The following is a 12,902-nucleotide window of genomic DNA, read 5'->3' on the forward strand; positions in this document are numbered from 1 at the left end:
CCGGGGTAGCCTCGACGGACGCTTGGGTCTAGGGCTTGTTTTGGAGTATAGATGTGCAAAGATCCAATAAAAACGCACATAAAAGCCGGACCAACATGCAAAAAAACATCACCTCGCTGGGCGCCCTGAACTGGGATGACCTGAAGTTTTTTCTTGAAGTGGCCCGTACCCGCAAGGCCAGCAGCGCGGCCAAACGCCTGGGGGTGGACTACACCACGGTGTCACGGCGGATCAGCTCGCTGGAGCTGGCACTGGGCACCTTGCTGTTCGAAAAGTCGCGGACCAACGGCTTTATCCTGACCGCCGAAGGCCAGCGCCTGCTCAGTTATGCCGAGTCGATCGAAAGCACCCTGCACATGGCCTGCGAGCAGGTTTCAGGCTCCGGCGTGGCGCTTTCCGGGCATGTGCGCATGGGCTGCACCGAGGGCTTTGGCAGCTTCTTCGTCACCCCGCAGTTGAGCCACTTCGTCGATGCCTACCCGGCCATCTCCGTGGACATCCTGCCGCTGCCGCACTTCATCAGCCTGTCCAAGCGCGAAGCGGACATCGTCATCGCCTTGGAGCGCCCGGAACATGGGCCGTATGTCTGCTGCAAACTGTGTGACTACCGCCTGCGCCTATACGCCACCCAGGAGTATCTGGACAGCCACGAACCGATCACTCGCAGCAGCGACCTGGCGCGTCACCAGTTCATCAGTTACGTCGACGACCTGGCCTTCAGTTCAGAGTTGCTGTACCTGGCCAACCTGATTCCGGCCGCCAGCGCCAACCTGCGCAGCACCAGCGTGATCGCCCAGTACGTGGCGGCTCAGCAGGGTCGCGGGCTGGCGATTCTGCCGTGCTTCCTGGCCGCGCAGGATCCGCGCCTGGTAGCGATTCTGCCTGAAGAGGTGGAGATTACCCGGCAGTTCTGGATGTACTGCCGCGAGGACCTGCGCAAGTTGAAGCGGATCACCCTGTTGTGGGATTACATCCGCGAGGTGACCGAGCGCAACACGCCATTGCTGATGGGCGAGTCGCGCACGATGGGCTTCGCCGATTAGTCAGACGCCACCACGATAGCCACCCGGCGGTTTTCCATGCGCCCGGCGCGGGTGTCATTGCTGGCCACCGGTTCGCGGCTGCCCAACCCACGGGTTTCGACGTTTTCCGGGCGCATGCCAACGGCAGTCAGAGCGTTGGCCACGCTCTTGGCCCGGCGCAGCGACAGCTGCTCGTTATAGGCATCCCTGCCCGAAGCATCGGTATGCCCATCCACGCGTACCCGCTGGATGTCCACCGATAACAGCGACTTGCCGATGCGCTCGACAATGCTCCGGCTCTCTGGATTGAGGGCGTCCAGGTCGCTGCCGAACAGCACCTTGCTCGACAGGCCGAATTCCCAGCCTTCGTCGGTCAAGCGGAAACCTTCCTGCTTGAGCAGGGCAATCTGTTCAGCCGTCAGGCCTTTGGGCGGCACGCTTTGGCAACCGCTCAGGGCCAGCAGCATCAGCGCCAGCCAGGCAAAGTGAAAACGCAGGTATCGACTCAGGTGTGTCACGGTTCAGCTCCTGTTTTTTACATGATTGGCAGAGCTCTCCGTCTCTGCCGCTTGCCACTGGCCACGGGTGTTGCGCTTGGCCTGATACATCGCCGCGTCGGCGGCATTCAACAAATCCGACGGCGTCTGACCGTCATCCGGGAAGAAAGCTATGCCGACACTCAGGGACGTGACGATGCTCTGCCCTTCTCCCAGACGAATAGGCAGACGCATGCTGGCAATGATTTTCTCGGCAATGCGCTGGGCATCTTCGCGGCTGTGAAGAGGCGTCAGCAGCACGGCAAATTCGTCACCGCCCAGGCGCGCGACCAGATCATTCTCGCGTAGCTGCGCGCGCACCCGAGTGGCGACGCTGACCAGTACTTCATCGCCGGCCGCATGACCATGGCTGTCGTTGATGTCCTTGAAGTTGTCACTGTCGAGGAACAGCAGCGCCATGTGCTCCCGGTACTTGCTGGCATTGCGCAGCGTGCGGCTGAGCCGGCCTTCGAAAAAGGCCCGATTGGGCAAACCGGTCAAGCTGTCATGGCTGGCCTGGTGGGCGAGGCTTTCGTTCTCGCTCTGCAGATGGCTCTGCCAGCTTTCCAGTTCGTCGAGCAAGGCATTGAAGTCATTGCCCAGCTCGTTGAGCTCGGCGATCTGCGCCTCAGGCACACGGCGGTCGAAGCTGCGTTCACGCCGCGCGGCGTGCGCCACCGCGGCCAGGCTGCGCAAGGGGCCTACGATATCGCCGAACATACGCCGCGACAGGTACAACGCGCCAAGGGCGCTGAGTACGGTACAGAGGAGGATGCCGGCCAGGCCGCTGAGCAGGAAGCGCACCAGGCTGCCACCCTGCCCTGTCAATTCGATATGACCAACCTGCTGGCCTTGATGTAGCACCGGCATGACGATTGGCTCTGCCAACAGGCTGCGAGCCACCCGTTGCTCCATCTGCGCGAGCAAGCTGTCATCACTGCGCTGCCAACGGGCGAGCAACTGGTTGCTGTCGTCGAACACTTTGGCATCGGCCACCTCTTCTGTAGAGGCAATCAGTGCCAGAGCTTCATTCGCCGCGCTGCTGTCGTTGAAGACCACGGCGGCTTCAACGGTGTAATTGATCGAGCGGGCGATCAGGTGCAGGTTGTGATTGGCATACACGCGCAGCGCCAGCACGCCAAGCACCGTCAGGGCAACACCGGCCAGGCCCACCGCCAGCAAGGCCACGCTCAAGTGGCGACGCCCCAGCACTGCGCGCAGGGTCGGACGCTGACGCCCCCAGCCAAAGCCGATCATGGCTGTGTCGCCCGTCGCCGCGACAACTGCAGCACCGAGGGATGGATGCGCACGCCGCTGCGCGCTACCGAATCAAGGTTGACCTCGAACGCCACCTGGCGGTCACTGACCCGCAGGCAAAACACACTGCCTACCGTGCAAGGGTCGTCGGCTTCGCTGATGCTCAAGACCGGATGACCACTGATAGCGCTGAACAACTGAGCGCGTTCGTCCGGGCTCAATTGGCCAAGGTAGATTGCATCGCACTCATTGGCGATGCGCGGGTCGCCGGCGAGCAAGCGCCGCACCACTACCGGCCGGCCAGTGGCTTGTGTGGTGCCCTTGACCAGATCATCGGCGTATTCAGTGGGACCGACCAGGCACAAACGCAACTGATCCGGCTCCACCGGCCAGCGGGCGTAGCTGAGAATGCCCAGGACCACCTGAGTCACGGCAGTGGCGCGCTGCTCGGCCAGGGTCGAGGTCGGTTTGCTCTCGGCAGAGGCCAGCGCGCCGAACAGCAGCGGCAACGCAGCCATCAGCGAGCGCCCCCGACTCGTCACACGTCCCGAAGTCGGGGCGGCCACTTTCATCAAGGAAATCTCTTACAAACAAGCGGGATAATGCCGCAACGATAGCACAGTGGCCGATTTTCCAGCGAGAGAGCAGGCCTCTGCCCATCCGGTAAAAGGCCGAATCGCCGTGTTCATACCTGCTCCAGCATCAATCCTGAAATGCGTTTGACCTTGCGCCGCACCGCGTCCTCGAACACCCCCTGGCGCGGTTCGATCAAAGTGAAACAGCTTTTTGCCCGGGTGATGCCGGTGTAGATCAACTCCTTGGTCAACACCGGGTTCAGTGCATCGGGCAGCACCAGGGCAGTATGGGTGAACTCCGAACCTTGGGACTTGTGCACGGTCATGGCGTACACGGTTTCCACCTCGTTGAGGCGGCTGGGCAATACAAAGCGCACACCGCCACGACCATCGTTACGGGCGAAGGCCACTCGCAACACCTGCTGGCCGGGTTGCTGCTCATCGGGCAGACGCAAGGCAATGCCGATGTCACCGTTCATCAGACCCAGGCCATAGTCGTTGCGGGTCATCAGGACTGGCCGGCCCTCATACCAGGGTTGCTCGACATCGATCAGGCCGGCAGCGCCCAACACCCGGCCGACCCGCTGGTTCAGCCCCTCCACGCCCCATGGGCCTTTACGTACGGCACACAGCAGCTGGAAGGTTTCAAAACCCTGTAGCACGGCCATGGCCCAGGCTTCCCAGCGCGGGTCATCAACCGGCGTGGTCAGCGCCGGACGTTGCCGGCCAATGACCTGCAGATAGCTGCGGTAGCCCTGCGGCCCCTCGTTGCCGCGACCAAGGCCATCGAGCAGCAGACGGTCGAGGGCGCGATCCTGCTCGCCACGCAGGGTCAGGCCGAACACGTCATCCTGTGTCTGCTGCAACAAGGCCCGTGCCTGTTCGGCGTCCTGCAGGTTGACCAGGCGCGCCAGCCGGCCGATACCGCTGGTCTCACCGAAGCGCCGGGAAAAGCGCAACATCACCACCTGCTGCGCCAATGGATACTGCTCGGCAGTGCCCGCCAGCAGTTCGCTACCCGCCAGGGTTTCACCGCTGACCTGCTCCAGCCAGGCCTGGGTCTGGGCGCTATAGCGACCAGCTTCGGCATCCCGGCACAGGTCACCGAGCACGGCGCCGGCTTCCACCGAGGCCAGCTGGTCCTTGTCACCCAGCAACACCAGACGGGCGTGAGGCGGCAGCGCGGCCAGCAAGTTGGCCATCATTTCCAGGTCAATCATCGAGGCTTCGTCGACCACCAGCACATCCAGGGGCAAGGGGTTGCCCGCATGGTGACGAAAATGCCGCGAACCCGGACGGCTACCGAGCAAGCGGTGCACCGTCGAGACATCGGTGGGGATGTTTTCCCGCACCTGGGCTTCGACGGCCAGGCGCTCAACCTGCTGACCAATGGATTCGGTCAGCCGCGCCGCTGCCTTGCCGGTGGGTGCTGCCAGGCGAATGCGCAGGGGACGTCCGGCCTCTACGGCTGGCGCCTGGAGCAAAGCCAGCAAGCGCACCACCGTGGTGGTCTTGCCGGTACCCGGGCCGCCGGTAATGATGCTGAAAGCACCTCGGGTGGCCAGGGCGCAGGCCAGCTTTTGCCAGTCCACCTGCCCCGCCTGGCTGCCACCATCGAACAGTTGCGCCAAGCGCGCGGCCAAATCGGCCGGGGTCGGCTCGACCTGCTCCAGACGTTGACGCAAGGCGCTGTCGATCTGCCGTTCATAGGCCCAGTAGCGACGCAGATACAAACGCTGAGCACTGAGCACCAAAGGCCGCGAAGCCTCTTCGACGCAAGCACCATTGGCGACCAGCCGACTGCTGGCCAAGCGCTGTAACCAGGTACTCAGCGCCAGTTGCTCAAGCAACTGCGACGGCAGCAGCAAGGGACCTGCCAGCGCATCGCCTTCCGGGGGCAACGACAGGGCAAAGTCAGGTTCGGCCAGGGTCTCAGCCAGGTCCAGACAGACATGGCCATGACCCAGCTGGTGACTGGCCAGGGCCGCTGCCAGCAACACCAGCGGGTCGCCTCCCGGATCGCGTTCTTCGAGAAAGCCGACGAAGGCCCGGTCCAGTGCGCGCAGCCAGCCACGTTCGACCCAACGATCGAGCAATGCCAGCAGGTCGGCACTGTCACTCAATGGCTCGAGTGCGGCCAGATGCTCGGCATCCAGTGGCGTCGGCAGCAGGTCGTCGAGGGTACGGCTCATGGTGTATCTCCCAGGAACAGGTCGTGTTGCTGCGGTGCACTGACGCCACGGAACAGCGCATCGAGGCGCTCGATCAATTCCCGTGGCGGTTTGACGAAATACACGCCGCCAGATGCCGAATGCACACCACGTAAAAAGATGAATACCGCGCCGCCCACATGGCGGTCGTAGTCGTAATCCGGCAGCCGTGCGCGGAGCTGACGATGCATGGCCAGCAGGTAGAGCACGTACTGCAGGTCGTAGCGGTGACTGAGGATTACCGACTCCATGGCCAGCTCGCTGTAAGCCAGATCGTCAGGGCCGAGCCAGTTGGATTTGTAGTCGGCCACGTAGTAGCGCCCGTCATGTTCAAAGGCAAGGTCGATAAAGCCCTTGAACATGCCGTTGAGCTGAGCCGGTTGGGCGGCAACCCGTGCAGCGCCTTGATGGGTGTATTCACCCACCAGGCGATCAAGCTGGCCGACATCGACCTTGTTGCTGGCAAACCAGAATTCCATTTCGATCTGATACTGACTCAGCTGATTCAAGGCCAGCGGCGGACTGGCCGGCGCCAGGGCCATGGGTTGCACCAGCAATTGCTGCAGCCAGTGGCCAAGGGTGTTGATCCAGCCTGTCCAGTCGCGGCGGTTGCAGCGCTGGCCGACCGTGCGCTTGAGCGCTTCGTCGTTCGCCGTCACCTGGGCAAAACCTTCAAGCCCCGCCCATTCGAGCAGACCATGAAGGAAGGTCCCAGGGTTCGGGCCACGTGGAAAGCGATGGATATCGCCGCTGCCGGGCGTCACTTCGCGCAGCTGTTGCGGATCGGGGCGCTCGTCATCGAGCAGTTGCTGGGCTTGCGAGCTGTCGGTATCCAGGGTCAGCGATTCTTCACCAATACGCAGTGCACTGTAGGAGGCGATCCACCAGTTCTCGGCCGCACGGCGTTTGGGCTGGCGCGCAGGCAGCAGTTCAGCCTGATTGGCGGGTGCGCTATAGCCTTGTTCGTTGGCCTCAGGCATGGCGTTGCTGGCAATCGCCGGGCAACCCGCTTGCAGGGCCTGTAGCCACTCACTCAACTGACTGGAAGCCGCCAAGGGCGCGCCGCCGCCGAGTAGATAGCCCAGCGCCGAACGGTGCAGCAGCGAGGTCTTGCCGGTGCCTCGCTTGAGGTCGGCAACCCCCAGCCAGCAAGCGTGCTGAGCGCGGGTCAGGGCAACGTAGAGCAGACGCAGGTCTTCGGCCAGACGCTCATCGTCGGCCATCGCGATCTGCTCGGCATCCGGGGTCAGGGTCAGGTGCGCCTGGCCTTCACTGTCGTGCCAGCCCAGCGGCAAGCGCTGGCCATCCACCGGTTTGCTGGTGCAGATGAACGGCAGGAACACCAGAGGATATTCCAGGCCCTTGGACTTGTGGATGGTCACCACCTTGACCAGTTGCTCATCACTTTCCAGGCGCAGGATCTGCTCTTCGCCAGCCTGACCGGCGCTGGCCAGATGCTCGCCCAGGTGGCGGATCAGCGCTTGCTCGCCATCGAGTTCGGTGGCCGCCTGCTGCAGCAATTCGGCCAGGTGCAACAGGTTGGTCAGCACTCGCTCACCGTCACTGCGGGTCATCAACACCTGCGGCAGGTCGAAGTCATGGAGCAAGCGGCGCAGCATCGGCAGCACACCCTGGCTACGCCAGGTCAGCCGGTACTGGCGGAACTGCATGACCCAGCGTTCCCACACCCGTTCGTTCTGGTTCAACTGCTCCAGTGCCGACAGCGGCAGGTTCAGGGTGATACTCGCCAGTGCCGCCTTCAGCAGGCGTTCGACATCCGGCTCGGCACAGGCCTTGAGCCAGGCCAACAGGTCCTGGGCTTCCTGGGCGGCGAACACCGAGTCCTTGTCTGACAGATACACACTGCGGACATCGCGGGCCGCCAGTTCGGCGCGAATCAACTGCGCTTCACGACCGTCGCGCACCAGGATGGCGATGTCCGAAGGCAGACAGCCACGCAGCGACTGATCCGCCTGGAGAAAACCGCTGCGACCCTGTTGCCCGCCATTGAGCAGCGCGACAATCTGGCTGGCACAACTGGCGGCCAGCTGCTGACGGTAAACCGCCGTAGAGACCGGTTCGTCGCTGTGCAAGTGCCACAGACTCAGGGCGGCGAGCGCCTGTCCGTCGACCTGAAACTGCTCGCTGCGACCTTTGGCCTGGACCTCGACAAAGGGCACCGGGTTGTCATCATCCTCGCGGAACAGGAAAGCGCCACGCCCCTGCTCACGCAGTTCGGCCTGCATGAACACATGATTGACTGCGCCGACCATGGCCTGGCTGGAACGGTAGTTGGTGTCCAGGCTGTGCAGGCGTCCGGCGGTGGCACGACGGGCGCCCAGGTAAGTAAAGATATCGGCGCCGCGGAACGCATAGATCGCCTGTTTGGGGTCACCGATCATGAACAGGCCGGTGTCCTGAACATTCTCTTCAATGCGGTAGATACGCTGAAAGATCCGGTACTGGACCGGGTCGGTGTCCTGGAATTCATCGATCAGGGCGACCGGGAACTGCTCACGGATCAAACCTGCCAGACGCTCGCCGGCATCGCCGTGCAAGGCGTGATCGAGGCGCAGGAGCATGTCGTCAAAGCCCATTTCCGCACGACGGCGCTTTTCCTGTTCAAAGCGTGCGCCCACCCAGGCGGCGGCGTGTTCCAACAGGCAGGCATCGGGTGTCGGCAAGGCTTTCAGTTGATCCTGCAAACCTTCCATCACCTGCAGGGCCGGGTGGCTCGGTGGCTCACCTTTCCAGGCTTCAGCCATGCCGGCACGGGTCAGGCGGGTGAAGCCGGTACCCAGGTCAAGCTCCAGCGCCAGTTCATCTGTTGCCCAGGCGGCCAGCTTCTCGCACCAGGGCTCGAAGTAACGGGCCTGCATCTTGCGGCCGTCCACTTGCTTGGCAGCCAGGCCGTCACGGCAGATCTGCAACAGTTCACCGGACCACTGGACCCACGGCGCCTTGATCGTGCGCAACTGCTCGGCGCGCTGATGCAACACTGCATCGATCAGCGCCTGCGGCTCTTCGGCGCCGTTCTCGATATGCTGCCGTCCAAACAGGGCGCGCACCCGCGGCAACAGGGCATCAGGGCTGACCCAGTGACTACGTACCCAGGCCAGCGCATCGCCATGCATGCTGTAGCAAAAGCGCCGCCAGTAGTCGCGCATGACCTGGCCGAGCAGTTCGCTATGGTCGGTTTCCAGGGTCTGGGTAAACAGGCTGCCACTGTCGAACGCATGTTCGCGCAACATGCGCTGACACCAGCTGTGAATGGTTGAGACTGCCGCCTCGTCCATCCACTGCGCAGCGACGTCCAGGCGATTGGCGCACGCTGGCCACAGGTCTTCTTGGTAGTCAGCGCGCAGTTGATGCAGTAACGGATCGGCGTCATCCAGTTCGCCACGGAAGAAGCGTGCCGCTTCAGCCAGACGCGTACGGATACGTTCACGCAGCTCCTTGGTGGCGGCATCGGTGAAAGTCACCACCAGCACCTGGGGTGGCAGCAGTTCGCGGCCGAAACCCTGCTCGCCGCCATGACCAAGCACCAGACGCAAGTACAGGGCGGAGATGGTGAAGGTCTTGCCGGTACCGGCGCTGGCTTCGATCAACTGACTGCCGTGCAGCGGAAAGGTCAGCGCCAGGGGGGCGTTGCGACTCATTGGGCGTCCTCCTCATTGCCCAAGGTCTGCCAGGGCGCATCGAACATCGGGCGGTACAAGGCTTCACACCAGCCCTCGAACTCTTCACTGGCCGTCAGCGCCGCGAAATCGCTGAACTGCCGTGCCAGCGCGGTGCTTTCGCTACGCTCGCCAAAACTGTTCTGGCCATCGCCTTCATAGGCCTTGGCCGCGGCAGCCAAGGCTTTAGCGGGGTCGCTCTGGGCCAGCCAGGCAAAGGCCGTCTTGGTCGCCACGGGCAGTGGTGAACTCATGCCTGCCTGACGGGCCAGGAGCAGGTCACCGAGCATGTCAGCGGCACGCGCTTGCTCGATCGGAGCCAGCAACAGCGTGATATCCGTGGCCACCACAGCACTGTGCAAGGGCAGGCCGACGGCACAGGCGGCCAGGTGCATGACCCAGGTCGAGGTCAGCCGCTGCCATTTCAGCGAGCGGCCACTGCTGATGCCATTGGGCAAGGTGGTGATACTCAGCAGGGACTGATCGTCGCGCTGGTAGACCCGGCCAAGCCAACCTTCAAGCTTGAGCTGGCGGTATTCGAAGCGGATCGGTAACGCGCTGTCCAGGGCAGTGGGCCATAGACGCAACAGCTGTTGATGACGCTGCAACAGGTCGGGCAACGGCTCGATCAACTCTGCCTGCAGGCATTGGCCGAACCCCGCCAATGGCAGCATGCCGCAGCCCTGCAGACGCCGCGCCTGAGCGCCAAGTGCCTGGTTGACGTCGTCGGGGGTTGCCAGCGCCGCAGCCAACAGGCTTTCACTGAGGCTGTAGCGCTGCAAGGCGTCGAGCACGAAGGGTTCTTCATCGGCCAGCGGCGCTTGCACCGCCTCGAAGAACACCTTCAGACGCTGGCTGAAGAAGTGCCGCACCGGGTGGCGGAGGAAATCCTGCAACAAGGTCAGACTCAAGGCTTCATCGCTGCTGTAAGGCGGCAGGTCATCCCCGGCCTTGGCTTGCTCCTCGGCCGGCAGGTGCAGCGTTCGCCATTCACGGGCATAACTGAACAGGCTGCTGCCCTTGTGGAAGTAGCGGGCACTGAAGGGCTGCAACGGGTGCTCCACGGTCAGGGCATGCAGCAACTGTTCGCCAGCATCGAGCTTATCGCGCTGCTTGGCAGCAGCCAGGCGCCAACCGCCGGCGAGGTGATCGCGCAACTGCCCGATCAATACCGAGGCCGGACGTTCGCTGTTGTCACGAATGCTGCGGCCGACCCAGCTGACATACAACTGGTCGCGCGCCGACAGCAATGCTTCAAGCAACAGGTAACGGTCATCCTCGCGGCGTGAGCGGTCACCGGGGCGGTAGTCGCTGCCCATCAGGTCGAAGTCCAGCGGCGGCTGCGCACGCGGGTAATCGCCATCGTTCATGCCCAGCAGGCAGACCACCTTGAAGGGGATCGCGCGCATGGGCATCAAGGTGCAGAAGTTCACTGATCCTGCGAGGAACCGTTGCGACAAACGTCCCTGGTCGAGCCCCGCCAGCCAGGCTTCACGGACCACGGTCAGCGGCAGCAGGTCTTCGAGCGCAACCGACTCACAGGTTTGCAACCAGGTCTCGCGCAGGGTCTGCAGCTGTACCAGCAGGTAGTCGTCATGCTCGGTTTCGGCCAGGAAAAACACCTGCAGCAACGCATGCAGACGTTCGCCCCACTGCGCGGCGGTCGCAGCCCTGGACAGCTGTTGATAAGCGATTTCCAGAGCGTCGAGCAAGGCCACCAGCGGGCCGATCAGTGCGGCGTCCAGACCACCGATTTCGTCGAACGGTTCGATCCCGTCGCAACCTTCGCCGACACCCACGGCATAGCCGAGCAGCATGCGCCGCAGGCCGAATCGCCAGCTGTTCTGTTCCAGATCAGCCGGCAAGCCCAGGCTGGCACGCTGTTCGGCGTTCAGGCCCCAGCGGATACCGGCACCCTCGATCCAGCGGTGCAGGGTCGGCAGGTCGCTTTCCTTGATGGCGAAGCGCGCCCGCAAGGCCGGCACATCGAGCAGGTCGAGAATCTCGCTGACCGCAAAGCGGCTGTCCGGCAATTTCAACAGATGCTCGAGGGCAATCAGCAGCGGATCGCGGCCACGCTGACCCTGGTCGGTCAGGGTAAAAGGAATGAAGCGTGGGTCATCGCGGCCCAACTGGCCAAACACCGCGCGTATATGCGGGGCGTAGGTGTTGATGTCCGGGAGCATGACAATCACGTCCCGTGGGCGCAGGTGCGAATCGGCACTGAAGCGGGCGAGCAACTGGTCGTGAAGTATCTCCACTTCGCGCTGCGGACTGTGGGCGATATGGAAGCGTACCGAGCGATCCTTGCCTGGGTCGACTGCCGGCCACAATTCGCGGGTTTCGGCCAGCGGACGCAATTCAAGAATGTCGTCCTGCAGTTGATTGAGCAGGGTTTGCGGCTGGCTTTCGCTGAACAGGTCAATGCGCCCATCAGCGAACGCGGCACGATAACTGCCGGGATCGTCATAGCTGTCGAGCAAGTTGATGTAGTCACGGCCTTGCTTGCCCCAGGCAGCCAGCAGCGGGTGCGCATGCTGATGCAGGGATTGCGCGTCGATCAGACTGGGCATGCCCTGCTTGCGTTGCTGGCGCTTGTACTGGTGACGCAGCAGGTCCTTGTCGGCAACGATATCCGCCCAGTGGTGCCGACAGGGGTTGTGCACACAGAGCAGCACCTGGCTGAAACGGGCCAGGCCGGCCAAGGCTTCCAGCGCCTGGGCAGGCAACGAGGAAATACCGAAGACGATAACCCGGGAAGGGAGCCCTGCAGGTGCCTGCTCAAGGCTGTTGATCCGCTCGATAAAGCGCTGATGCACCCCGGCGCGACTCTGGGCCATGCCTTCCTCGCCGACATCCAGCAACAGCGCACGCCACAACTCGGCTTGCCAGCAATTGGCCGGGGGCAACGGCTTGGCGTCACCGCGGGCAGTGTTCAACACATGTCGTCCGGCTGCCCAGTCCTTGAGCCAATCGGCACGGTAGACCTGGTATTGGTCAAACAGGTCGGCCAGGCGCTCGGCCAGTTGGTAGCGCTTGCGCAGGTCGGTGTCGTCGGTGAGAAAGCGCTGCAGGGGTTCGAAGTGGGGTTTGTCGATAACTTCGGGGAGCAGACGCATCAATCGCCAGGTCAGCGGCGCCTTGTCGAGCAGGGACACTTCCGGGATTTCATCGCGTCCCAGCACACGTCGGTACAACTGCCACATGAAGCTGCCGGGCAGTTGTACTTCGATCGCTGCGGCGATGCCACAACCGCCCTGGTCATCGTCTTCGGGGTCTTCGGCCAGAGCCAGTTTGAGCCATTGGGCAATGCCGTTGCTTTGCACCAGGACAATTTCATTTTCCAGAGGTGCCAGGGGATGCAGGCGCATCCAGCTCACCACCAGGCTGCGCAGTTCGTCCAGGCGATTGCCGTGGACCACCATGAATCCCGGAAGGAGTGGGTTTGCGTGCGGCATTGGACATCCTTGAGGCTGTGCGGACAGAGGGAAACCATATCATGGGCTTGGCCCTTGATGAGGGCAGAACAGGCACCAAAGATTACCGAGCGGAAAAGACAAAACCCCTACCTGCATACGCAGATAGGGGTTTCGGAATTTAATCTTGACGATGACCTACTCTCACA

7 protein-coding genes are annotated in these 12,902 nt (G+C 62.9%); 1 reads left to right on the forward strand and 6 read right to left on the reverse strand.

What is annotated here, in order from left to right; translation table 11 throughout:
- Positions 1–95: 95 nt before the first annotated feature.
- Complete coding sequence (locus AC07OF_RS14660; protein ID WP_157194332.1) at positions 96–1,043, forward strand: LysR family transcriptional regulator; 948 nt, start codon at positions 96–98, stop codon at positions 1,041–1,043.
- On the opposite strand, the gene yfiB is transcribed toward AC07OF_RS14660, so the two are convergent.
- The 6 genes from yfiB to recC all read right to left on the reverse strand — a co-directional run bounded on the left by yfiB (position 1,040) and on the right by recC (position 12,735).
- Entirely contained in the window at positions 1,040–1,489 is a 450-nt protein-coding gene (gene yfiB / locus AC07OF_RS14665; protein WP_157194811.1) for an outer membrane lipoprotein YfiB, read from the reverse strand. The genes AC07OF_RS14660 and yfiB overlap by 4 nt on opposite strands.
- 54 nt (positions 1,490–1,543) lie before the next feature.
- Complete coding sequence (dgcN, locus tag AC07OF_RS14670) at positions 1,544–2,815, reverse strand: diguanylate cyclase DgcN/YfiN (protein WP_157194333.1); 1,272 nt, start codon at positions 2,813–2,815, stop codon at positions 1,544–1,546.
- Positions 2,812–3,387 (reverse strand): regulatory sequestration protein YfiR, encoded by a 576-nt coding sequence (gene yfiR / locus AC07OF_RS14675; protein WP_476446050.1) that lies wholly within the window; start codon positions 3,385–3,387, stop codon positions 2,812–2,814. The genes dgcN and yfiR overlap by 4 nt, the downstream gene beginning before the upstream one ends.
- Positions 3,388–3,500: 113 nt before the next feature.
- Positions 3,501–5,582: an exodeoxyribonuclease V subunit alpha gene (recD, locus tag AC07OF_RS14680; protein WP_157194335.1), complete on the reverse strand. Its 2,082-nt coding sequence runs from the start codon at positions 5,580–5,582 to the stop codon at positions 3,501–3,503.
- Complete coding sequence (gene recB / locus AC07OF_RS14685; RefSeq protein WP_495073040.1) at positions 5,579–9,259, reverse strand: exodeoxyribonuclease V subunit beta; 3,681 nt, start codon at positions 9,257–9,259, stop codon at positions 5,579–5,581. The genes recD and recB overlap by 4 nt, the downstream gene beginning before the upstream one ends.
- Positions 9,256–12,735, reverse strand: a complete 3,480-nt coding sequence (gene recC / locus AC07OF_RS14690; RefSeq protein ID WP_495073041.1) for an exodeoxyribonuclease V subunit gamma — start codon at positions 12,733–12,735, stop codon at positions 9,256–9,258. Before recC ends, recB begins: the two co-directional genes overlap by 4 nt.
- Positions 12,736–12,902: the final 167 nt, after the last annotated feature.

Source organism: Pseudomonas sp. GW821-FHT10B02 (genome assembly GCF_059415665.1).